A 24,362-nucleotide genomic window follows, 5' to 3' on the forward strand; every position below is an offset into this window, starting at 1 on the left:
AACTGGATTATTTTATTTACTTGAATGTGTTCGAAACTTATGCGGAATTCCTTTTTGTTTTTTCACCTTCCAAAGAAAGTCACCTATAGCAAAAACACTCGCTTGACGGATTGTTGCGGAATATTTTCTCTCTCTTGCATCCACAAGCAGTAGCTCGAAATCATACTTCTCAGTACATATCCCGTATTCATCAATATTTAGTCTAAGTGTATCTGATGATTCAAAGCCAACCATCAAGTGTCCAACTACTTCTGATTTTGGTGGTAAGGCTAATTTAAAATCTGCACCTACATATTCATCCAATCCATACACACGATGCCTGGACAACTCTTCCCCTTGATCATTGCTGATGTACAACGTGCCACCGATTATCGTAATGGGCAACTCTGTAGTATTCGAAAATGCCACCTCTATAGACGCACAGGAGTCTGCATCATGGACGGCATGTAAAGCTTGTTCCAGAAATCTAATCTCGAATTGACCTTTATTTAGGTACATATAATCAAAGTCGCTACGTTTGGCTAAAGCATTCATACTGCCTTTGCGGATCAAACAATACCCCTCATTCAGTCGTTCATATTTCTTCCTCAGCATGTAAGGTTTATTGTCCGTACTATAAATTCGAAAGATTCCTAATACCGAACCTTTGTACTCATATTTAAAATAATCAAACTGTATTTCGGGTTCAATATTACTTAGAATTAATTGTGTGTAAATAGAAGAATCTATAAACTCTTTTGGCTCTATTCCCTTTATCTCCTTACCTTCTGGTCGATCCTTAACTCCAACGATAATGAATTTATCTCCATTATGACGGGAATTAGCCATAGCCATAATATCTGTTAACAGATCCATACTCTTTTCTTTATTGTACTGTCTTTCTTTAAAATCCAGATAATCACACTCAAAGCCAAACTCAATTAAATCAGAAATTTTATCCATGGGTACCCCACTTTAATCTAATACGGTTATGCACAATGAACTACACAATATTTGTAAAAATTCGACATACATTGCAAAAACCCTACCTTTTTCCCAAGGATTATCCAAATACCCAAACTAAAGTATCATACTGAAAAGGATGAACAGCGCGATTATATTTCGCTGTGCTCATCCTTTTCATAGCACATCATTTAATTGTTTTGTAAGCTGCTCATCTAATTCTTCTGTACTTTTCATGTACATAGGACTAAATGTTTTTATATTTTCTAGTGAGAATATTTTCTTATTATATTTCTTCATTTGACTAATGATTACGGGAAGATGTCGGAGCAAATACTGTTCGTCTGTTTCACCTCTACTTTTTAACAACTCAATCGTTTTTGGAAGTTTATTCTGATGCAGTCTCTATGTGTTCTTTAATGGTCTTAGGAGCATAGCTAGAATCGTATATTCTTTTATCTGTTTCGAGGGATTTTTTCTGTATAATTCATCTGCCGCCACAACTAAATCATTACTATATTGATTATCTAGTCGTTCCCACTCATTACGCACCCTATTCTTTTTGCTGGAGGATAAAACTTGCTCCATCCATTCCCTATCTTCCCTTAGCATCTTATGATATAGATGGCTGTGCATTTTAGCTAGTTCCGTCCTAGTAATACTTACATTCTTTCTTAAAAGCTCAATAATTCGGCTTTTCGTGGGTGATGGGCCTTCGCTGCCGAATCTGGCCTTACGATTTAGTTTATTGTCGGCTCACTAACATTAAACAGGTTCTTAAAGTCTTGTTTCGAATCGAATGTATATTGAATCATATGTTCTTTATTCACTTCAACCGTTTGACTCCAGAGTCTAAAACCCAATCCAGTTGTATCTAATTCCACTACTACATAATCGAGGTCTAATTCGTAACAATCTTTATATTCATGCGCAGGTGACGGAAAGTTATTTTTGAATTTCTCGTTATACGGGGGCTTAAAGTAATTGATTAAAGCAGCCTCGGCAACAGCAATATTTTGCTTATCAGATATTTGTAAAAATTGGGTGTTATTCTTTATTGATTCAACAAAGTCTTGGATGTAGCTCCTTAGATCTTCGGCACTGTCGTTGGGATCAAAGAATGCAATTGAATTGGGAGTAAACCTCCAAGTTGTAAGCCAAATATCGCTATCCCATTTTCTTTCGCTATAAATTTTTTGTACGGTTTCATGATGATTCAGTCGATCGAAAACATTGCGGGTAGGTATTTCCTTATTACCAAATGCGCGACCAATATATAGCACTTCAAGATCCATGATGGATGAGTCCAGTTCAGATCGAGATAAGAATGTTTGTAAAACTAACGCAGCGTGCGCCTTAAAAACTGGTTTGTTCTGGGTTTGGATAATAATATATTGATCGTTCACCTCGAAGCTCACCTTAAGGATCGTGTCTTCCATAGGGATTTCGATTCCGACATTCTTAAAGGAATCATTATGGGCAATACGGATATTACCTTTGAAAACTCCCTCTGCGATATCGTAGGAGGATGTGTTAAACATGATAAGTGGTCGTCTGCCAACCATATAAATGTGAAAGTTATCCTCGTCATTCTTGTAGAGATCCTTGAGTGTGCTAAGTTGATCCTGTTTGAACATATACGTATAGTTTTGAACCAGCGAAATCCCTTTATTATTGATTGGAAACATTCCTTTCAGATAGATTTTCTACCGCTTTATTTTGCTTCTGTTTTAATTATATTCCTTTAGAAGATGATGATTTCACAGTTATTTCGAAACACTTTCGTTGTTCAACTAAACTGCCCGTTAGTTAAATGATCGAATTGATTCACTTTATTTTTCGAGTCAAATTGTTAGTGAACACGGGAACCTATTTGCTTCGTACCTATCTAAAAAAGCCATTCCTAGGGAGTGGCTTTCTTTCATCATTCATTCAAAATCAGATCTGCATGATCAGTTGCTAAGTGAGTGAAAAATCCTCGACCGATTAGTAATCATCAGCTCCACACGTTACTATGCTTTCGAACCGAACCTATCAACCTCATCGTCAGCTTAGATGATTTTCAGCGCTTATCCCGTCCGCCAATAGCTACCCAGCTGTGCCACTGGCGTGACAACTGGTACACCATCCCAGTCCTCGCGTACTAAGGACATCTCTCCTCAAACTTCCTACGCCCGCGATAGATAGTGAACATCCCCGTATCAGCTTTCCATGCTTGCTCGTATTAAACAAATACAAAGAAATTTTTATGCATAATATTCGTCCGGATCACTATCTTCTATAGTTTTAGTGATGCGAGTAGTTTTCATTAGAATGAATTCATCTGGATCGCTTGCCTCGTTGGTAAAAGTGTTGCGGGTGGTTTTATCAAATAAAAATTCATCTGGGTCGTTGTTTTCTATAGATCTGGTTTCCCTTGTTGTCTCCGATAAGAAAATTTCATCTGCATCAGACGTTTCAGTGGTGGCCGTTTCCACGGTGGTTTTATCGAGCCTATTAGCCTCGATCGCCTTACGTTTCTTTTCCTGATCAACGTAGGAAATTTGTGTAACATCATCATAAAATAATACTACCGTTTCTTTAAGTTCCATTTCTTCTAAATAGAGTCCAATGTACGGTATCTTCATAGCTCCCTCCTCAATATCAAAAGTTGGAGATCATCCTTTGTGGCTTCCTTTGCTTTTTCGTCTAAAATCTCAATTACCTTAATATTATTAATATTGTACGTTGAGATCAAGCTTAATACGCGTTTATAATTTGGGTCGGAACTAGTTTTTTCATCGTTTTTCAAGAGAACAATAGATTCAATTTTATCGTTCAGAAATTCGTTTTGCAGTTCCACAAATAACTTTTGATATTGATCAAAAAAAATATCCGGCTTAAGAGATAAATCGATGTGCTCCACCTGACTTGAATTAATAAGTACAGTTGTTTCAGCACTACTATGAGATGTGTCCAGTACAATGTTATAAGTGACAATAAATAAAATAGACGCACCTAAAATATTAGCCATATATTTTTCAATATTTTTCATCACGGAAACTTCGACACGTCTCTCTTCTTTACTCCAGAACCAGTCGTGATATTGACCAACTAGAAACTCTTCAACAGGGTCTTCTGCCTGTCTAATTGCTCCCACTGTATATCGGACATACTCCTTGATGTTAATCATTTCTGCAATCAACAGATAGATGTTAATTAAAGAATGAATAAGGACGATAAGAAGTGCGAGATAAATCCATTTTTCTATACCATCTATAGCAAATAATGTGTATACTTTCAAAGCATAGGGCACATATAATGGCACCAGAAAGGCAACTACCGCCAAATACGCCAATAGTTTGTTAAAAGACTTTGTTTTTATAATGTCCTCTTGATTCAATCGAAAGCTTATCATATTCTGATATCCCTGTCTCAATTCTTGGGCTTTTCCTATGAGTGAGCTCCTGAATGCTTCGACTTTTCTGTTAACGGTAGCCTCATCGGGAATCGAGTCAAAAGTGATCTGGTGTAACCATTTGAATTGTTTATTCCCTCCTAGCGCCCATGAAACAGCACAATAAATCTTCGTTCCCCAATTGATACTAAAAAGTGAAAGTCGTAAGGTTCGCTCTCCTTCCCTTTTAATCTTTCCAAAGTGTCTATCGTCTGTTAAGCGTAAAATCGGTAATTTTGAAAAGAAACACATAATTAAATAACTTGAGAGCCTTAATCTCATTTTAATCCTCCGTTAAATACCGAATGATAGCTCCTGATATGTTCAGTTCCAATGCTTCCTCCAACCATAACCATTGCCCGTTTGCATTAACCTCTAAAAACACATAATCCCCATCATTAATAATGAAATCAAAGGCGCCAAATGATAAATTCAATGCGTCCATCATTGAAAAACATTTTTCAGTAATATCATTAGGCAATTGTATTAAATCATATTGGTGCGTTGCTTCAAACTTTCTCCAATCAATGCGATCAGAAGAATCAATTTGAACAGCAAATACCTCACGGCCAACGACAGTTGCCCTGACCTCAGTATCCTTTTTTTCATAATGTTGAAAATAAGCTGGAGCCAATTCCAAACCTGAGAAATCAGTCGCTTGATCTACAAGATTTGTTTGTATGATACCAATACGGTTGCTATGAATAATTCTCCCCATTGATAGAGGTTTTACAATTGAAGGAGCTTCATTACAAATATTCCTTGCAGCGAGTTCAGAATTAGTGATAACTGATGTGGGTAATCGAAACCCAACTTTATCTGCTATCTTCATCTGAACAACTTTATTGTCAGCTCTTCTCAATATAGAAGGTGGGGTTAAGCAGCGAGTTCCAGCGGTCTCTGTAATCCCCTCGATCAACGTCATGATATCCCGTTGCATAATGGGTCTGAATTTCTCCTCATAATCTGAAAGATCAGGCAGTATAGGCTTTCGATAATACACCGACCCGATATCACATTCACTTAAATTACCGTTTTTACCGAAAATTTGAAAGAAAGAATCCCGATTTGAAAATTTGATATCATAATCTTTAAGTCTGTCGACATTGAGACGAAAGAATGGGACAGAAGATCCATAACGGTTTATTATATAATCCGCGGTCAAATCTCGTGTACTAGTCACTATCAGTATTGCTTTCAACAATATCACCCTACCATTTAATACGAGCTGTTTAACTACCCGTTTAGAGGCAATTATATCATTTTAGCTAGAAATACAGGCATTTATACAAACATATGTAAAGGCAAAGCATTCACTTATTGTACTAACCTCCCCGTCTGCATCGCGATTTAAAAAAAGACTCTAAGCAATAGATTTTTCCCCTCCAAAATCAGCGATTTATCTCAATGGTACTTACCCTCATCCGTAAAAATGATATATACAGTGGATGTTTATACTTTTATCTTCACGTTTGGAACCTCTCTAGTCTAAACTCTTTTCTGTTCTGCCAATCACAAATAAGCCCTTCTTTAAATTCTTCACCTTGGTAATTATCTGTTAGTTTCACTTTTCCAGGGAACTCACCATAAAAGCTTACATATGCAAATAGACAATTGTCTTTTGTACATAAAATCACATAATGAGATTTATCAGGAAAGTTATTCACATATGCGCCAATTTCTGAATTTGTACTAGCTTGGTCTGATTCAATATATTTAGATATATTACTTAAATTGATAATACTCTCACGGACTCCATCAAAAATCTCATTACATACATAGTTTGTTCCTTTAAAAAAAGTGAGGGCATTAAAAGCCGTTTTAAGATACAGAAAAAAGAAAGTATTAAAATCTGTATCCATTTGGTCCGTGTATTTAAAAACCGATTGATTGAAATTTTGTGGTTTAGCTAAATCTCTGAAATGATTTAATTCATGCATCATTAGCATCGGCAACAACAACTCATGTGCTAAATAGTCCATATTTATTGTTTTATGAGAAGTGCTAGCATACCATTTCTCTCCATAATAACCTATTACAATAAAATGCTTTTTTGTCGGATATGACATATGTACTAATTTATATACTTTTATCTTATTTTTAAAAAATTGTGTGAGTTTTTTGTTTAATGAGATGTGGTAATGCTCAACTGATTGTTCATTTAAATTTGTAGACACATACATCGGGAAAACCGTATTCTCTTCATCGTCAAAATTAAGTACTATTTGTGGGATAATATATGATTGTCCTGCGAATATAAATCCCAATAGAAATTCTAAAGCGTCTTCTCCCTCTTGTTTTAGCAAGCGCATAATTGGAGATTTTATCTTTTTTACATTTAAGCTCCCCCTTTTTCCTGGTCCAAAATTTCTTCTGTTAACAGCAATAGCCGAATTTCTTAATGCGACTGTTTCTAATTTTGAAAACTTCTCATTCGCTTCGTCTGATACAGTACCTTTCTTAAGTGTTTGAATTCCACCTAAACCTGCTGGTATTATGTGTTCTTCTTTATCGAAGTGTAAGAATTGGTCAGTTTTCTTATAATAGATACAGTATCCTATTGTAATCGCCCCTTTTGAATAATTTCTTTTATATATGCTTAATCCTATGGTGTAATTTTACAATAATCAATCAATCAACAACTACTCAGTAGCTCTTGCCCTCTTTTGATAATCTATTTTATGACACATTCGGTTCATATGCTTTTCCAATCTTTTGTCTCTTTCTTGAGAATATGAGAAGGCTACCATTTTGGCAGCCTTCTCATATTCTCACTTATCAATACACCTTAGTTCCTCTATCCCATTCCGATCATTCAGAAGCGTTCTATATTCTTGTTATTAAAATACCTTACTTATAAATATTATGTTATTTTACAGAACCATGGGGAACTAAACCACTTATTTGGACGTGCTAAGTAGTTGGATTGCTATTGAATAATGTACAGGCGAAAATGTCTAATATCCCTTGCTATAGCTGCTTTTTTAAATTATGTACATATATATTCGTCGGTCTTCAGGCCATCTTGGCCAGTACCTTGTTCTCCCCGATGCCTACCCGACAGTTGATTCCCGTCTCCATCCAGACGCGCTGCCGAATCTGTGCAGCCATCTGCAACGGATCACCAAACAGATGGACGCTGCCTGTCACGTCGAGAAACTGCTCGTCGATTCTGTTTTCATTTTATTGTTCATGATAAGTAAACCAAATAAGTCACTGACCTTGGAAAAAAATGTGCTCTTGAAACAGGAATATTTGTTCGGTATTCTGTATACAATAACAAAGGGAACAAACGTTCTTGTCGGAGGGTGATTCTATGTCTTGGAATTTAGAAAAGCACCAAGGCTGCCGTAGCGTTGAAACCATCTATTTTAATCGAAGTTGTATTCTATCCTTGTCCCTAGTAGCAAAGAAGCAATTAGGATGACGCAAATCCCTTTGCAAACTGAAGAAGAATCTCAATTCATTAAAGAGTACATTCTTCTCCCCATCATTTTGGATATCTTGGAAAAGGATATCAAAACTTTGGATTCTGTACCGTTAAAAATGCCTACTATTTATGCCAGAACCTTACGCCATGTACAAGACCTGATTACTATCGATTTATTGGGAATACGCAAATATCTGAATAAACATGGGATAAAAGTGTATGAACAAAACTGGACTAAACTCGGTATAGAAGCAAGGTACTTATGTCGCGGTTATCATCACCAATTTTCAATGCTACGGGGCTTAGTGAAAGCTGAAGTGGAGAAAAAGCTAAGCGAATATTTAAATATTGATCTGGCTGGTGAAATAAACTCATGAGTAAACAATTAGATCGAGTCATTATGCTGGCAGATTGCCAATCTTTTTACGCGAGTGTGGAAAAAGCAGCTCATCCTGAATATAAAAATAAACCGCTTGTTGTTGCCGGTGATCCTACGCGGCGATCAGGGATTATTCTAGCTGCTTGTCCCATAGCCAAAAAACATGGTATTACAACGGCAGAACGGTTGGGAGAAGCTCTTGCTAAGTGTCCAGAGGCGGTTGTGATTCGGCCCCGTATGGAGGAATATATTCGGGTATCTCTTCAGATTACCGAAATTCTACAATCTTATACAGATCTAGTGGAACCATATAGCATTGACGAACAGCACCTCGACATAACGGCTAGTTTGAAGCTTTTCGGCTCCCCCGTCACGATTGCTAAAAACATTCAGCAAAGAGTGATGAACGAGACAGGCGTCCGCACAAGGATCGGGATTAGTTACTGCAAAGTCGTAAGTAAAATGGCTTGCGATAATTTCGCAAAAAAAAATGAACGAGGTATTTTTACCCTTTCGAAGGTGGATCTCCCAACCATACTTTGGCCACTACCGGTGAACAAAATGTTTATGGTTGGATCAAGAATGACACAACATCTCACCCGAATGGGCATCATGACAATCGGTGATCTGGCAAATACCTCTCTCACCACTCTAAAACGCAAATGGGGTATTAACGGAGAAGTTCTATGGTGTATCGCTAACGGCATAGATTCTTCACCGGTAAGTCCAAACACCCATAACCACCAAAAAGTGATCGGTCATCAAATAACGTTACCGAGAGATTATTACACGTTGCAAGAAATCTTAGTTCCCCTTTTGGAACTATCAGAATTGGTATGCCAAAGATGCCGTGCCAAGGGGTATATGGGATGGGTTGTATCCGTAGGTTGCCGGGGAGCAGACTTCAATCGTCCCACGGGGTTTCATCGGCAGATGACATTAACTGACCCAACAAGTCTTACAGGTGATGTCTACAAAGCTGCGACCATGTTGTTAGAGCGACACTGGGATGGATCTCCTATACGCAGTATCGGAGTAAGCCTAAGTCAACTTGTCAGCGATGAGGAATTTCAGTTAGTTTTGTTCGATGACCGTGAGAAGAAGCTTGCATTGGAAAAGACCACCGATATGATTAAGCAAAGATTTGGAAATGCATCGATTATGCGAGCAGTATCCCTAACAAAAGCAGGTCAAGCAAAAGATCGTTCTCAAAAAATTGGAGGCCACTATAAATGAGCAAAAAGCTGCAAGGTAATGGCTTGTTTGAATCTTCACGGATGATGCTTCCAGAGCACAAGGAAGCATATCTTGAGCATCAACAAAATTTGAAAAAAAAGACCCGTCCATTGTTAGACGGACAGGAAACGGAACTCTTTGCACATATGATTTCTGAATCGATGTTTACCGGCAGAGAAATAAAAATCGTCTTATTTGACATGTTTGAGGAAAAAATAGCAACAGGTAGAGTTATCGATGTTGATCAACAAAAAAGGGCAATAAAATTAGCAAACGTAATGGATCGTCAGTTGATTCCCTTCGATAATATTATTACCCTACACTTTATTTAATGGATTCTGCTAGCAAAGTCTGGTCTAAACTACAATTAGTCTAAAAAGCTCGGATATTTTTTATGATTTCAAACGAGTGGATTACAACAGAAACAGAACGTCAGTGGACAACGTGCAGTAAACGTTAAAGGATCTATTTGCAGACACGATTCAAGAAATGTTTGAAGCTAAAATAGAACCTCTCTTAAATATACCAAACATAACATAAAAAACTTAGCGGACAACCAACATCGGCGATGGGTAAAGTAAGAAAACTCTCTATGTTCTTAGTATGACGAAGTCGACGTCCACCGGGATCTAGAAGGCGATTTTGAGCCAACCATTGTAAAGAAACATCAGTCCAGCATTCTCTCTACCAACGTGTCAAGGGTCCACTTTTCCTTACACCCTTGACTCTGTTGGTTGCAAAAAAAGTTTCCTTATTAGGGAGATAAAACCTCTTATATATCAGTTGCTTGAGTTTACAAGAAATTATTAACAGACTCTAAAAAGCACCTATCCTTTCAAATGACATTTAAATATCATCTTAAAAAACAGATGCTAATTTTAGAATTTTTTCCAATTTTTATACAAACCTAGTAGCTTTACCATTAGCTGTAGCAACATAAGAAGCCGTAGGCACATATGCCTTGTTCGGTTGTAGCTTCATCTATATTTCATATGGTTTTATAACCATGAACGGTTCCAGAAAAAATTAAACCAGTGTGCTCCGGTGGAATACCGTAACACACTGGCTGCTTAGGCTTTTTTAGTTCTGTCTACTTGACAGGGGTAAGACCAAAAGAAAGGTCTTTTATAACTTGCTTGCATGTAGTCAAAGCAATCATTGCACGGATCAGCTAACTCTAAAACATAGCGAGGAATCGCTTCTGCATTTCTTTCGGGCACACGATTTCAATAGTCGTATAGATCATCCAATAATGTCCGAACGGATCCTTCACACTTCCCGCACGGTCACCGTAGAATTGATCCGTCATTGGATTAACAATTGTCGCTCCAGCCGCAATCGCCTGCTGGAACAGCTTATCCGCATCTTCAACTTGAAGTTGGATACCAACCGTTGTATTGCCCAAAGTTTCCGGCCCCTGAATACCGTAATCAGGATATTCACCTGCGATTGATATTTTGGCTCCGCCGATTGTAATTTCAGCATGAGCCACTTTGCCTCCCGGCTCTGTCAAACGGTAAACCTCTACCGCATCGAAAGCCTTCTTATAGAACTCAATCGCCTCCGCAGTATTCTTGATCCATAGAAATGGAGTTGCATTAATCATTTGAATCCACCTTCCTTTTTCCCGAATGATGAGCTATGCAATATCGTTAGATGCAATCATGCTGACTGACTGTTCCCGCCTCTTATAAATATCCTAACCGCTCTCCAAATAAGGGTATAGTAAAAAATTGACCCTATATTTAATTATTGACCGACTAATAACATATCGTCTGCGGTTGAAGAGAGATTTAATTGTGGATCGCAACATGATTGTGATGCCTGCCATGCGTCGACAAATAATTTGTAGGATTAAGACTGGAGAACTCCTGAAAATCCTTAATAAAATGCATTTGATCATAATAACCGCAAGCGATAGCGACATCCATCCAATTGACGCTCTTCGCGCGGTCTATTCGGTTCAATACCTCCTGAAAACGGCGAAGTCGACAGAATAGCTTGGGAGTCAGCCCCACTTCTTCTTTAAAAACCTGGATAAATCTCCTTTGGCTTAAACCGACTTGTCCGATCACATCCGAGAGGGGTCTAGTATGAGGCACGCTCTGAAACTCGTTAAGTGCGAAGCTTACTGCCGAGTGTCTTATCAGTGGTCGGGAGGCCAGTTTTATAAGACTTTCTTCCAGTGTTCGAAACTTATCGTTCACAAGTTCCGATTGAAGCAGCATCTCACGCAGATCATGGGCTCTGACTCCCCACAGTGTATCCAAGGAAACATGCTTATTATGTAGTTCATTCACAGGTATTTTAAGAAATGGATAAATACCGCCCGGTTTGAAATGTATGCCCAAGACCGTGGTCTCTGCCGAAGTATCAATGATGAAATATTCGGAATGCGGCCCGCAAATAACAGAGCTGCCATAAGTCCGCAACGGGTCCTTATATGCGCGGTCAAACAATTTAATCTTATCGTCACGCAGGTTAATTACAAGTTCTATCGAACCATCAGGCAGCAAGAGCTCCTTCGAATGAGGTGGACTATATCCTTCGAAATACCAGAAGTAATCTACAAAACTTGATAAAGGAGCTTGCGGAATATACGTTTGTAACAACATAGCATATGTGCGACAAGAACCATGGAAGTTAAATCCGTGGAGTCGCTCCCTCCTCTCTTGGGGAGTACCAGAAAGATGTCAAACCAGCATATATCCGGACATGTTAAATAGGCGCAGATCTTCGTTAAGTTTTGTTAGCATGTTCCACGGTGATGACGACATTTCCTTTTTTGTGCCCTTTTTCTACATACCTGTGAGCCTCAGGAATTTGTTCCAACGGATAGCGTCTATCTATGACTGATTTTATTTTCCCCGTCTCCATAAGCTCTTTGAGGAAAACTAGATCCTTCGAACTCACCTTTGCGATCCCTTGCCCTTCAACTGTCAAGTATGTCCCGTTCTCGATGACCTTATCGGCTCTCAGAAATTTCACCATTTCTACATTTGTGGTACTGCACACACCGGTAACTTCTGTCCCATAATACTTGGCAAGCTGTATGGCGGAAGTTCCTAACGCTCCAGAAGCTCCATAGATAAGAACTTTTTGTCCGTTCTGGATATTTCCTTTTCTAAAAAAATGCAAGGCTGTGGTTCCCCCAAAAGGAACGGCTGCGGCTCCCTCATAAGTCACATTCGCCGGTTTTAAAGCTACAACTCCATCTTCAGGCAGACAAGTGTACTCGGAATGAGCGCCAAAACGCATCCCTGTTCATGCATACACCTGGTCACATTTTTGCCTATGGCTTCAATTTCCCCGGCTAACTCTACACCTAGAATAGGGTTTCTTGTTTTTCTGAGACCTAGCAATAATCTCATAGGAATTCAAAACAAAATAGGTCTGTTGGTTGATCACCAGTTGCTCCAATCCCAGAAGATGTTTAATATATTCTTCTATAACTCCAGAGCCTGTCACTTCCTTATAATGAACTTTCATACGTTTTAAGTATCGTAAATATCTCAATAAGGAGTAAGCATACCGTTCGCCAGTCAAGTAACTGTTTATACTAACCAGATCCAACCACAGACATACATCGGGGACTGGAATCCCATCTTCAGTAATCAGATATCTTAACTGAATCCCATTGCTCGCCCTTTTTACAAATAAACCATAGCTCTCAATTTTGTTTTCTACACTCATAAATCCGCCCAACAATCCTTTAATAAAAATACAGTCTATGAACTATTATTTGGTCTAAATAGACGAGCTATTGTAATCGTTTACCAGAGTATTATTGTAAACGATTACCACATAAATAGATTAACTTGAAAATATATCCTTTGTAAACGAACAGTTATGGTGAACATTTAGGTAACAGAACATCGATCGAGTACGGCTCCACCTTGTCTGTAAATGCTTCGAATATGCGAGTGATTTGCATGGAGATGCGAATGTACATCTCCATGCGCGGACGAACAACGACGAGCTGGCGACACTTTTGCTGCGCCTGCCATAGCGCTTCGGCTGCGACCACTCCGTATGACTTGGCAATCGGACACGCTGCCAGTACAACTCCGCTGCGCCGCTCTGGCTCTGGATCACCTGCGACGACAATCGGCTTGTTTCCCAGCTCTGGATTGGCCCCTTTCTCGATACTGGCATAAAAGCTCTGCATGTCGATCAAAAACACGATCCGCTTGTTCGCATTGGACACACGATCATCCCCTAATAAGAACTTATGTTCTCGTATCACTTTGTTCTTATTATAGCAAACAAACGTTCGTTTTTATGCCTGTTTTGCGCAAAAAAAGTTGGTAATTATTTCTTGCCGGATAAGCACACGTTGGTAGGTGTTCCGCAAGCGAGAGCGAATCCAATAAGGGGTTACTTTTTCGCGACAGGAATCCAAATTTCGCTTCGGAAGGTTGGTGATGAAATCTCTTTATTTTCGTTCCACAAAATCTCTGGACCCTCAGCCTGTTCATAACCGGAGGATAAAAACCATTCCGAATAAATCCGGGCCCAGACATCTTGCAGCGTATCAGGAAAAGGACCCACTGCTTCGAATACCGCCCAGGTGGAGGCAGGAACTTCGAGTACCGTCAGGTTGTCTGGACAAGCTTTTGCAGTGGCAACGCCGATATAGTGATCGAGCTCGCCATATTCCAGCCGACCTTCTGAAAAATTCGTGGACGCACTGAGCAGTCCAAGTGGCTTGACATCGGATAGCGACTTCAGTTGCTGAATCGTCTCCCTATCTAATGAAGCCCACATGGCCGCAATCTCTGGATTGACCCCACGATAAATCAACGGAACTCTTTTTTTCAGACCCACAATGCGAAATGCCTCTTTTTCTTCCATACGGTAATTCATGGCACTGCCTCCTTTAATGGATAGATGAAAGGTCATTCGCGGATAAGCCTTCAAGGAATGGCCGATGTGTCTGGCTTCTGTCGGAGTGACTCCATGCACAGTCTGAAAAGCTCTGGCAAAGGAATCAGCCGATCCATATCCGTATTTGATCGCAATGTCAATGACCCGCTCGTTGCTGTCCGCAAGCTCAAAAGCTGCAAGCGTAATGCGCCGACGCCGGATGTACTCGGATAGCGGAACACCAGCGAGAAAAGAAAACATCCTTTTGAAGTGATACTCGGAGCAGCAAGCCACCCGAGCGATTTCTTTGTAGTCAATCTCGCTTGTCAAATTGTCTTCGATGTAGTCCAGAGCCTCATTCAGCTTTGCAAGCAAATCCATGGTAATGACCTCTCTTTCCCCCTCAGAATAGCAGATGCAAAATCGGGCGATCCGACATTTCGTGCACAATTATGACGGGTCGACCTTGTGAAAGACACCAATTGAAAGGAGCTTTATCACAATGACAACCACTTCCCCCCTGCTCCCCCAAATCGGTGCCATTTTTGTAGCCGTCAGCGACATCGAGCGCGCACGCGACTGGTACTGCCGCCTATTGGGCATTCCCTCGGACGGTGAGATCATGTTCGGACATATATACTGCATTCCCTTGCAAAACGGACTGACGCTCGTTCTGGACAGCAAAATCTTTCCGAAGCGCATCACAGATGATGCTCCCTTGTTTCATTTCAACACACAGGATATCGAAGCCTCTTATGCCTTTCTCAAGGAGAGCGGAGTTGAAGTCGTCGTTCCTATCCAGCATGGTCACTGGTTCAACTTCCGCGATCCCGACGGCAATCTGATCATGGTAAGCCAATGTTAAACGGAAGAGGAGATACACGCATGACCATCCACCTGCGCCGCACTACACCTGCAGACATGCCATTCGTATGCGAAGTAGAAAATGCACCAGAGAATACCCCGTTCATTATTCCGTGGAGCGAAGATCGGCACCACAACGCTCTTGGCGACCCGGACATCCTCCATATGATTGCCGAAAAAAAAGAAACAGGCCACCCCGTCGGCTACGTTATCATCGCCGGGCTGACCAATCCTCATCAAAGTATTGAGCTTATGCGTATTACAATCGCAGTGAAGGGGGAAGGCTACGGTCGCAACATCCTGCATCAGATCAAGCATTGGGCATTCATCGAGCAAAAAGCCCATCGACTCTGGCTGGATGTAAAAGAAACGAACGACCGCGCCCGCAGCCTTTACTTGTCCGAAGGGTTTCACATAGAGGGCACTTTGCGCGATTGCCTAAAAGCAGGCGATACTTACGATCCTTGATCATTTTATCGATGCTGGCAACAGAATATGACACCTAAGGGGCAAATGCGTCCGGAGTCGTGACGTATATCCATTTTCCATCGTTGCTAGCTCCCAAAATCGATACACTTGCTGGCAGTCCTTTCACCAGCACAGATTGTTGCTTACGATCGGCATCGAACAGGAAGAGCGACGACACGGACTCCGCTCCTTGTTCAGCTTTTTCCCAATCGATATAAACCAAATGGTGAGTGCCTGGAATCCATATCGCTTCTGGCTTCATTTCCATCAGTTTGACGTCGCCCTTAAACACCCCTGCATTCCAATACATTTGATAGGCCGCATCTGTCGACTGGATATAGCCAGACCACGCTTCTTTGGGAACGGGTGGATTCCAGCTGATCACCTTGCCTGACTGCCAATCGTAGCGTTGACGAAGCTCTTCAAAGCTATCTTCCTCTGTTCTCATTTCAAACGTTGCGTAACGTCCATCATCCATAAAACTGACGGGCTGGACTTGCCCATTCATCTCATCTGTTGGGACCCATCCTTTAATTACACCTGGGAGGCGCCGTTCTTTTCCAGTCGCCAAATCATACACGACCAGATCGAGATCCTTTTTCTGTTCGGTCTTTCCTACTGCCAGCAATACATGCTTGCGATCATGGCTAAAGCTGGCTCCATGTACGTATCCATCTACCTTGACACGAGTGGCAAACTCGCTTTTCGGTACTTCTGTCCCTTTCGGTGGATGAGCGAAAAAGAAGCCGCGACGATCTGCCATGAAGTCGCCTGCACCGCTATAGTTATCAGTCAGCTCCACTGGATAAGCAGTCAGTTCTTTTGTCTGTGTGTCATAAATCGAATACAGCATGGGGAACCGCGCATCGCACTCGCAATATTCTGTAAATCGCTCCAGCTGCACATACCGTTCCTCAGGGTCGATAAACTCCATGGGGGTCCTGACGGCAAAGTCCGTCATTTTTTCTTTCACCTTGCCATCGACTGAGACTCGCCAAATCTGAGACGGAGCAAACACCACCGCCGAGAAATCATTCGTATCGTCAAACACGGTTCCCTTTACCGTCTTCGCTCCTGCTACATTTACAACATATTCCGTCCAGCTTCTGTCTTTGGCAAGTGTATCAGGAAGGGTAGCCTTCAATTGCAGTTGACGGTCGTGCAACCAGTGAAACGTAAAAATCGGCTCCACGAATCCCAAGTCCTCTTTTTTTGTCTCTTCCTTGGCATTTTTGCGGATAGCTGCTTCGACTGTTCCACGGTTCACAGCTTCTTTAAAAAATATGGTGTACGCCTGTGGTGCAGGTCCCACGACTGTTCTTCGAGGAGAACGGAGCTGTGGAGCATCGTTTAGCTGAATGACCACGTCTTCTTTCATCGCCGCGTAGTCGTAAGGCAGTTCCTTTTGATTCCATTCCTTTGTCGTATGGGATGGGCCAGTCTGGGCAATCCGACTGTCCGTGGAAGTTGCTTGCGCGAAGTCGGATCCTGTCATGATAAGCAATGCGAACACAATGGACATACTCATTCCCCGAATTTTTCGCAAAGACAAAAAACTCGCCTCGCTTCCTAGAAAAATTTACCTTACAGAGGATAGACGTCGATAGCCTGCTTAAAGTTTCACCCCACAAAAGAAAAAGCCTCCCCACACGCTTGAAGTGGGAAAGCCTTCCTTTCTTAATCGAAGACGACACCGTCCAGTACGCCCTCATTCTTCAAATAGTCACGCAGCCAGTGATACTTTTCATCGCGCCAGAAGGAGTCCTCTGCTACCAGCTTAACAGTCTCCTGTCTTGCTACTTCCAGGGCTTTGTAATCACTTAATAAATCAGCGACTTTAAACTCCGGCAAGCCGCTCTGCTTTGTCCCGAAAAAATCACCTGGTCCGCGCAATTCCAAATCGCGCTGTGACAGCTCAAATCCATCCGTTGTCTCGCACATAACACGCATCCGCTCTTTTCCGATATCGGATTTCGGATCGGCGATCAGTACACAATACGACTGTTCAGAGCCACGTCCTACCCGCCCGCGCAATTGGTGAAGCTGAGCAAGACCAAACCGCTCCGCATCATAAATCACCATATAGGTGGCATTCGGAACATTCACACCGACCTCTACGACCGTTGTACTAACCAGGACAGCGTGCTCTGCCGCAAGAAAGGCTTGCATGACGGCATCCTTTTCCTTCGCTGGCAGTCGCCCATGCATCAATCCTACGCCGAATTCAGGGAAAATGTGTGTGAGCTGAGCATGTACATCAATCGCATTTTGCACATCGAGCTTTTCCGACTCCTCAATGAGTGGACAAATCACGTACGCCTGTCGTCCTTTGCGCAGCTCATCCCGCATTTGCTCCAACACAGCCGGAAACTGATCATGCTTTTTCCATGTCGTCTCAATCGGTTTGCGCCCCGCAGGCATTTGATCAATCGTCGAAACGTCCATGTCGCCAAATGCCGTAATTGCCAGTGTTCTCGGAATTGGCGTTGCAGTCATAAACAAGACATCAGGCGACAAGCCTTTATTCCGTAAAATTCGCCGTTGCTCTACACCAAATCGGTGCTGCTCGTCCGTAATCACGAGACCAAGACGGGAGAAAAAGACATCCTCCTGAATAAGCGCATGGGTGCCGACCACGACATCGATTAACCCCATTTGCAGCGAGCCGATGACTTCGCGTCTACGTTTCGCCGTCAGCGAGCCAGATAAGAGCGCGACCTGAATGCCGTAATCGGACAAGAGCTTCGTCAACGACTGCACATGCTGCTCGGCGAGAATCTCCGTCGGTACCATCAGCGCTCCCTGATAACCTGCTTTCACAGCAGCAATCAGCGCGATGGCAGCTACGACGGTTTTCCCCGAGCCTACATCCCCTTGCAGCAGCCGATTCATCGAATGAGGGGCCCGCATGTCATCCAATATTTCTTTTACCACTCGTTTCTGCGCATCTGTCAGCGGGAACGGTAACCCTTTGACAAATTCCCGTACCTCTTCCATCGGGATCGCCAAAGCAACGCCTTCCGTTTGCTGCCGATTAATCTTGCGCAGTGTTTGCATTTTCAACTGGAATAAGAAAAGCTCCTCAAACATAATCCGTCGCCGCGCTTGACGACCATCTTCCGCATTTTCCGGAAAATGAATCGAATGAAAGGCATTCATGCGCGGCATCAGTCGGTAGCGCTCTACGATATCCGCCGGAAGGACCTCAGGAATCTCCTTGCCGTACTGACGCAACGCCAGTTGAATGGTTTTGCGCAGCAGTGTATGCGTCACATCGCCGCCAAGTGGATAGACTGGAGCGAGCTCACCTCGTTTTGTCGCACGTTCGGAGTCTACTTCAGTCATCTCGCTCACAGTGATTTGTAGCTTGTGCTTGTCCCATTTTCCTGTGACGAGTATTTCCTTGCCTGGCGACAGCCTGCTTTTGACAAACGTCTGATTGAACCAGACAGCCGTCACCACGACACGATCCATGACAACCTTGACCGACAGTCGTGATTTTCTTTTTCCATAAAAACGAACAGAGGGTTCGCCGTACACCGTACCTGCCAGCGTGACCCTCTCTCCGTCTTTTACTTCTGTCAAATCGCGCACACGGTAATCTTCATAACGAGACGGGAAATACTCCAGCAAATCACCAATGCTGTTGATTCCCAGTCCTGCAAATGCCTTCGCCCGCTCTTCCCCTACCCCGTGCAAAAGGGAGACGGGCGAATGATATGCACCAGCCATCTTACTTCTCCATCCGTACGCCGAACACTTTTGCTTCGATCATGCGGCCCGTTTGCGTAGCAGCAAGACCACCTTGTGCGGTTTCCTTCAGCGTAGTCGGCATGGCGCAGCCGATTCGGTACATGGCATCGATGACTTCATCTGTCGGGATTACGCTCTTGATGCCTGCCATTGCCATATCTGCGGCAACCGTCGCAATCGCTGCTCCCATCGCATTTCGTTTGACACATGGTACTTCAACCAGTCCGGCTACGGGGTCACAGACCAGACCGAGCATATTTTTCATCGCGATCGCCACTGCTTGGGCAGATTCCTCAGGCGTACCGCCAGCCATTTCTACAATCGCCGCAGCAGCCATAGCCGTTGCAGAGCCCACCTCTGCCTGGCAGCCACCTGCAGCACCCGAAATGAATGCATTGTTGGCAATGCAATACCCGATAGCGCCTGCCGTGAACAAATAATTGACCATTTCCTCACGGGTCGGTTGCAGCTTGTCAGATACGGCAAACAACGTCCCTGGTACAATGCCACATGCTCCTGCTGTAGGCGTTGCGACAATCGTACCCATTGCTGCGTTTACTTCATTAACCGCCACGGACATCGAGACAGCATTCAAAAGTGTGGGACCAGACAAAAACGTCTTGGTCTCCATATATGTTTGCAGCTTCTTCGCATCGCCGCCCGTCAACCCACTATGCGAGCGAATATCTTCGGTAAGCCCGCGACGCACTGCTTTTTCCATCACATCAAGGTTGGCGTACATATCTTGCATAATGGCATCCCGACTACGCTGGGAAACTTCCATTTCTGCTTCAATCATCACCTCGGAGATTTTCTTCCCCTGGGATTCGGCCAACTCTACTAGTTCAGCCACATTACGAAACATCTGGTTGTTCACTCCTCTAATCCTGCTCGTCCTTTTGCTTAGTTCAATGCGAGCAGGGATACGTCAAAGATATGGGGGATTTGACGAATTTCCTCCAAGACTTCCGTTGAGATCGTCGAATCCGTTTCGATTGCCATCAAAGCACGCGAACCGCGTGTGTGTCGAGACACTTCCATGAGCCCCACATTAATGTTGTGCTGGGTCAGCACCTTTGCCACAGCCGCAATCATCCCAAAGCGATCCTCATGCAAGACCAAGAGCGTCGGTGTATCGAAGCCCAACTGAAAGGAAAACCCGTTCACTTCCAACACTTCGATCTTCCCGCCACCAATGGAAACACCAACGATTTCAATCTGTTGCTCATCATCAGACAGCTTGATCCGCGCCGTGTTCGGGTGCTCTGTCAAAACCTCAGAAGTGGTCAACTCCACTTCCATGCCAGCTTTTTCTGCAATCACCAGCGAATTTTTCAGACGCAAATCCGACGTGTCAAAGTCAAGAATTCCTGCAACAGTCGCCACATCAGAGCCATGTCCTTGATACGTTTTTGCAAATGAGCCATAAAAAACAATTTCTGCTCGCAAAGGCATTCTGCCAAACAGCTTGCGAGCCACACGACCGATACGGGCTGCACCAGCCGTATGGGAGCTAGATGGCCCAACCATGATTGGACCGATAATATCAAATACGCTTTTGTACTTCAACCGGTTCTCCTCCTGAATCACAAGGGGTTCAACAAGACTCACTTTCATTGTATCCTACAGCCTTTGAAAGCGCTACAGAGGAAACTGCACGTAAAGCAATCATAACCGATTTACGCTGACAACATGCGGTCAAATCAGGCTAAATGAAAATACTCCCTCTGAGTCCCACAGGCAACATGTAAGCGTACAACCTTCATGAATTTCATTTTATTTCTTTGGAAGTGAAATTAAAAATACCTTTACGGAATCTAGTTCTTGGTCGAAATCTGCTTGAACATCATTTCCTTCGTTTGCTGTTTCTACTATTGGAATTCCATCATGATAAGGGAAATGAATAAACTCGTTAATGATTGGTTCAAGCTCATCAAGGATTTCAATCTTTCCGCTAAAGGGGAGTCTTTCATGAATCTGAGATATAAGATTAAATCTTAGTTGCGAAGCCTGCCAATCGAACCAAACATATAACAGCATTCCATGATCACTATTTGATTTTAAAATTTGCTGTTGTCTATTCTCTATTACTTTATGGAAAAAGTTCATGAAATCAGAAACTGTGAACTGACTAGCTAACTGCATACTTAAAGAAATAGACCACATATTAGCAGAAATTTCTTTGTTCAAATCATCCTTATGACCGCCAATCAATAGAGAGTCATACACAATATCCTCCAACTCAAAAAGGAAATCATCCTTATTCACCAAAACCTCCCCCTTATTTTCATGACTATTAGAATCTCCGTATAAAAAAGAAGCCCCCTGCCTCAGGGAAGCTCCTCTCCATACCATATATGCCTTACTTATCTTTTACCACGACGATCCCAAGAAGCCCTGGACCTGTATGCGTACCGATCACGGGACCAATCTGTTCCAACCAAGAGTCCGTTACCGAAAACTCTTGCTTGAGTCGCTCCAATAGCTCAGCCGCTTGATCTGGAACACTGCTGTGTAGCACAGCGATTTTCACAGGCTCCCCTTGCGCGTATTCCTGCAAAGCTTCAAATACGCGATTCAGAGCTTTCTTCGTCCCTCTTACCTTGTCAAAAGCAGACACGTACCCAGCGGTATCCAGTGTCAAAATCGGCTTGATATTCAAGAGCGAACCGATAACGGCAGATGCTTTGCCTATCCGACCGCCTTTTTGCAGGAACTCCAGTGTATCCACAATAAAGTATACCTGCACCTCATCCAAATAACGATCAATCTGATCCAGAATCTGCTCCTTGTTCTTGCCTGCTTGTGCGGCTTTGGCAGCCTCCACGCAGATCATTCCATGAACAAACGAAGCTTTGCGCGAATCGATCACCGTAATGTCGATATTTTCATCCAACATCGACTTGGCGATCATCGCTGATTGATACGTACCCGATAAGGAACCCGATAAGAGTATGGCAATGATTTGCACGTCCTTGCCATATTTCTCATGGATCTCTTTGTACGCTTCAGCAAATTCAAGCGGAGACGGCTGTGAGGTCGTTGGCATCACGCTCGATTGCTTCAGCTTATCGAAAAACTCCGAAGACGAGATAGTGACCGCGTCCACATACGTTTCCGCCCCAAACATGATTTTCAACGGGACGGCCACGATCCCCAATGACTGCCTCACAGACGCATCGATATCAGACGCGCTGTCGGTAAGAATCACAATTGGCATTCTCGATCGCTCCTCTCCCTATTTTCGTTCTTATTCAAAAAGTTGGCTTTTACTCGACAGAAAAAATGAATGGATACAACGGTTGACCGCCTGCCTGGATCTCAACTTCCACATCCGGGTATGCATCAGACAAAGCTTTTTCTAAAGCATGAGCCTGATCTTCTGTCGCATCTTCTCCTAAGAATATCGTCACGATTTCGGAGTCTTCATCCACCATTCCCAAGAGCAACGTCGTTGCGCAAGCTAGCAAGTCGGGACCTGCTGTGACGATTTCTTTCTCAGCCATGCCGATAAAATCGCCTTCTTTGATTTCTACCTCACCCATTTGCGTGTCGCGAACCGCGTGCGTCACCATACCTGTTTTCACCTGGGCAATCGCCTTGGTCATTGCTTGCGCGTTCGTTTCCGGTTCAACATCTGCACGGAAACTGACCAGTGCTGCCAATCCCTGCGGAATGCTCTTCGTCGGTACGACAGATACAGGAACTTCAGCGAGCTCGGATGCCTGCTGGGCTGCCATGATGATATTGCTGTTGTTTGGCAGGATAATGATGTGCTGGGCATTCAGTCCTTCGATGGCCTTCATGAAGTCCTCTGTGCTCGGATTCATCGTTTGGCCGCCCTCTACCACCACATGCACACCCATGCTGCGCAGAATCGTTGCGATTCCCCCACCAGCAGCTACCGCGATCAATCCGTATGGAAGCAGCTCTGTAGCAGCTTGAGCAGCTGTTTCTGGCTTCGCCTGTCCTTTGCTCTCTTCCGCTTTTAGAATGTTCGCATGCTGCTCGCGCATGTTTTCTATCTTCAGTCGATGCAGACTGCCGAATTGCTGAGCGTATTGCAATACGCTTCCCGGATGCTCTGCATGAATATGTACCTTGACGACTTCTTCATCAGAGACGACTAGTAATGAATCGCCCATCGTATCCAGATGGTTGCGGAACAGCGCTTCTGAGAACGTCTTTTTGTTCGGCTCGGTGCTATGCGCGACATGAACCATAAACTCCGTACAGTATCCGTACGTGATGTCTTCTGTTTTCATGTGGATTTGTGCATTATGCTGCTCAGAAATGAGCTTGTCCAGCTCTTCCTGACCGATTTTAGGTACCGAACGCTCACGATCGGCGGAAAGCTCTTCCCCGCGCAATGCTCGCAAAAACCCTTCATAAATAAACAAGAGACCTTGTCCACCTGAGTCGACTACGCCCACTTCTTTTAGAACAGGCAGCATTTCCGGCGTACGCAACAGCGTAGCTTGCGCCTGCTCGTATGTTTTTTCCATGACAGAGATAATATCATCTGACGTGCGCGCTGCACGCACAGCCATCTCCGCCGCTTCACGGGCAACAGTCAAAATCGTGCCTTCTACCGGCTTCATCACTGCCTGATACGCAGAGTCAACACCAGCTTTCAAGGCATCGGCAAACTGACGGGCGTTAACCTCATCTTTTCCATTGACTGATTTGCTGAAGCCGCGGAATAACTGGGACAAAATCACGCCGGAGTTACCGCGCGCGCCCATTAACAGACCTTTTGCCAAAGCAGCTGCCGATTCAGTGATTCGGGGGGATTCTTTTCGAGTCAGCTCCTCCACACCGGAAGAGAAAGTCAAATTCATGTTTGTCCCCGTATCGCCATCCGGCACAGGAAAGACGTTTAATCCATCCACTACTCTGACGTTGTCGGATAAAAGGTTCGCCCCCAGGTAAACCATCCGGCTAAACAGCACGCCATCTAGACGCGTATGTACCAACTGATGTTCCTC

22 protein-coding genes and 3 pseudogenes are annotated in these 24,362 nt (G+C 43.2%); 5 read left to right on the plus strand and 20 right to left on the minus strand.

Annotation, left to right across the window (positions count from 1 at the left end):
* Positions 1–12: 12 nt before the first annotated feature.
* The 8 genes and pseudogenes from ACFVS2_RS07970 to ACFVS2_RS08005 all read right to left on the minus strand — a co-directional run.
* Positions 13–942, minus strand: a complete 930-nt coding sequence (locus ACFVS2_RS07970; RefSeq protein ID WP_390232880.1) for an AlbA family DNA-binding domain-containing protein — start codon at positions 940–942, stop codon at positions 13–15.
* A gap of 405 nt (positions 943–1,347) precedes the next feature.
* Complete coding sequence (locus ACFVS2_RS07975; protein WP_390233467.1) at positions 1,348–1,632, minus strand: TnsD family Tn7-like transposition protein; 285 nt, start codon at positions 1,630–1,632, stop codon at positions 1,348–1,350.
* 50 nt (positions 1,633–1,682) lie between these two features.
* Positions 1,683–2,348, minus strand: coding sequence for a hypothetical protein (locus tag ACFVS2_RS07980; protein WP_390232881.1), 666 nt, complete (start codon positions 2,346–2,348; stop codon positions 1,683–1,685).
* Positions 2,349–3,188: 840 nt separating this feature from the next.
* A complete protein-coding gene (locus tag ACFVS2_RS07985; protein WP_390232883.1) occupies positions 3,189–3,569 on the minus strand; it encodes a hypothetical protein in 381 nt (126 codons plus the stop codon).
* Positions 3,566–4,660, minus strand: coding sequence for a hypothetical protein (locus ACFVS2_RS07990; protein WP_390232885.1), 1,095 nt, complete (start codon positions 4,658–4,660; stop codon positions 3,566–3,568). Before ACFVS2_RS07990 ends, ACFVS2_RS07985 begins: the two co-directional genes overlap by 4 nt.
* Position 4,661: 1 nt before the next feature.
* Positions 4,662–5,579, minus strand: a complete 918-nt coding sequence (locus ACFVS2_RS07995; RefSeq protein ID WP_390232887.1) for an MvdC/MvdD family ATP grasp protein — start codon at positions 5,577–5,579, stop codon at positions 4,662–4,664.
* 265 nt (positions 5,580–5,844) lie between these two features.
* Positions 5,845–6,690, minus strand: coding sequence for a hypothetical protein (locus ACFVS2_RS08000; protein WP_390232889.1), 846 nt, complete (start codon positions 6,688–6,690; stop codon positions 5,845–5,847).
* Between the two features lie 706 nt (positions 6,691–7,396).
* A pseudogene (locus tag ACFVS2_RS08005) lies at positions 7,397–7,549 on the minus strand (Y-family DNA polymerase); the annotation flags it as partial.
* 252 nt (positions 7,550–7,801) lie between these two features.
* Between ACFVS2_RS08005 and ACFVS2_RS08010 the strand changes: the two are divergent.
* From ACFVS2_RS08010 to ACFVS2_RS08020, 3 genes are read left to right on the plus strand one after another with little or no spacing between them, the layout of a single operon-like run.
* Positions 7,802–8,185 carry a YhjD family protein gene (locus ACFVS2_RS08010; protein ID WP_390232891.1) on the plus strand — a complete coding sequence of 128 codons (384 nt, stop codon included), beginning with the start codon at positions 7,802–7,804 and terminating at the stop codon, positions 8,183–8,185.
* Entirely contained in the window at positions 8,182–9,423 is a 1,242-nt protein-coding gene (locus tag ACFVS2_RS08015) for a DNA polymerase IV (protein ID WP_390232893.1), read from the plus strand. The genes ACFVS2_RS08010 and ACFVS2_RS08015 overlap by 4 nt, the downstream gene beginning before the upstream one ends.
* Positions 9,420–9,755: a YolD-like family protein gene (locus ACFVS2_RS08020; RefSeq protein WP_390232895.1), complete on the plus strand. Its 336-nt coding sequence runs from the start codon at positions 9,420–9,422 to the stop codon at positions 9,753–9,755. Before ACFVS2_RS08015 ends, ACFVS2_RS08020 begins: the two co-directional genes overlap by 4 nt.
* A gap of 845 nt (positions 9,756–10,600) precedes the next feature.
* Here ACFVS2_RS08020 and ACFVS2_RS08030 read toward each other — a convergent pair.
* The 5 genes and pseudogenes from ACFVS2_RS08030 to ACFVS2_RS08050 all read right to left on the minus strand — a co-directional run bounded on the left by ACFVS2_RS08030 (position 10,601) and on the right by ACFVS2_RS08050 (position 14,670).
* On the minus strand, positions 10,601–11,029 hold the full coding sequence (locus tag ACFVS2_RS08030) for a VOC family protein (RefSeq protein WP_173617319.1): 429 nt from the start codon (positions 11,027–11,029) through the stop codon (positions 10,601–10,603).
* Between the two features lie 187 nt (positions 11,030–11,216).
* Entirely contained in the window at positions 11,217–12,038 is an 822-nt protein-coding gene (locus tag ACFVS2_RS08035; protein ID WP_173617318.1) for a DUF6597 domain-containing transcriptional factor, read from the minus strand.
* A 124-nt stretch (positions 12,039–12,162) separates the two neighbouring features.
* Positions 12,163–12,821: pseudogene (locus ACFVS2_RS08040) on the minus strand (NAD(P)-dependent alcohol dehydrogenase); the annotation flags it as partial.
* 476 nt (positions 12,822–13,297) lie between these two features.
* Positions 13,298–13,630 (minus strand): annotated as a pseudogene (locus tag ACFVS2_RS08045) (Y-family DNA polymerase); the annotation flags it as partial.
* 170 nt (positions 13,631–13,800) lie between these two features.
* Positions 13,801–14,670: an AraC family transcriptional regulator gene (locus ACFVS2_RS08050; protein WP_390232897.1), complete on the minus strand. Its 870-nt coding sequence runs from the start codon at positions 14,668–14,670 to the stop codon at positions 13,801–13,803.
* A 121-nt stretch (positions 14,671–14,791) separates the two neighbouring features.
* On the opposite strand from ACFVS2_RS08050, the gene ACFVS2_RS08055 reads away from it, so the two are divergent.
* The gene (locus ACFVS2_RS08055; RefSeq protein ID WP_390232899.1) at positions 14,792–15,154 is read left to right on the plus strand and encodes a VOC family protein; all 363 of its coding nucleotides are present in this window, start codon (positions 14,792–14,794) and stop codon (positions 15,152–15,154) included.
* Positions 15,155–15,174: 20 nt separating this feature from the next.
* Positions 15,175–15,621 carry a GNAT family N-acetyltransferase gene (locus tag ACFVS2_RS08060; protein WP_390232901.1) on the plus strand — a complete coding sequence of 149 codons (447 nt, stop codon included), beginning with the start codon at positions 15,175–15,177 and terminating at the stop codon, positions 15,619–15,621.
* A 34-nt stretch (positions 15,622–15,655) separates the two neighbouring features.
* Here ACFVS2_RS08060 and ACFVS2_RS08065 read toward each other — a convergent pair whose 3' ends face one another.
* The 7 genes from ACFVS2_RS08065 to ACFVS2_RS08095 form a co-directional block, all read right to left on the minus strand.
* The gene (locus tag ACFVS2_RS08065; RefSeq protein ID WP_390232902.1) at positions 15,656–17,143 is read right to left on the minus strand and encodes a hypothetical protein; all 1,488 of its coding nucleotides are present in this window, start codon (positions 17,141–17,143) and stop codon (positions 15,656–15,658) included.
* A gap of 155 nt (positions 17,144–17,298) precedes the next feature.
* On the minus strand, positions 17,299–19,353 hold the full coding sequence (recG, locus tag ACFVS2_RS08070) for an ATP-dependent DNA helicase RecG (protein WP_390232903.1): 2,055 nt from the start codon (positions 19,351–19,353) through the stop codon (positions 17,299–17,301).
* 1 nt (position 19,354) lies between these two features.
* A complete protein-coding gene (sdaAA, locus tag ACFVS2_RS08075; protein WP_173617313.1) occupies positions 19,355–20,239 on the minus strand; it encodes an L-serine ammonia-lyase, iron-sulfur-dependent, subunit alpha in 885 nt (294 codons plus the stop codon).
* Between the two features lie 38 nt (positions 20,240–20,277).
* A complete protein-coding gene (gene sdaAB, locus ACFVS2_RS08080) occupies positions 20,278–20,943 on the minus strand; it encodes an L-serine ammonia-lyase, iron-sulfur-dependent subunit beta (RefSeq protein WP_390232904.1) in 666 nt (221 codons plus the stop codon).
* A gap of 207 nt (positions 20,944–21,150) precedes the next feature.
* Positions 21,151–21,642: a hypothetical protein gene (locus ACFVS2_RS08085; protein WP_173617312.1), complete on the minus strand. Its 492-nt coding sequence runs from the start codon at positions 21,640–21,642 to the stop codon at positions 21,151–21,153.
* A 94-nt stretch (positions 21,643–21,736) separates the two neighbouring features.
* Positions 21,737–22,594 (minus strand): DegV family protein, encoded by an 858-nt coding sequence (locus ACFVS2_RS08090; protein WP_173617311.1) that lies wholly within the window; start codon positions 22,592–22,594, stop codon positions 21,737–21,739.
* Positions 22,595–22,643: 49 nt separating this feature from the next.
* The gene (locus tag ACFVS2_RS08095) at positions 22,644–24,350 is read right to left on the minus strand and encodes a DAK2 domain-containing protein (protein WP_173617310.1); all 1,707 of its coding nucleotides are present in this window, start codon (positions 24,348–24,350) and stop codon (positions 22,644–22,646) included.
* Between the last annotated feature and the right edge of the window lie 12 nt (positions 24,351–24,362).

The organism is Brevibacillus sp. NPDC058079 (assembly GCF_042885155.1).
Classification (GTDB): domain Bacteria; phylum Bacillota; class Bacilli; order Brevibacillales; family Brevibacillaceae; genus Brevibacillus.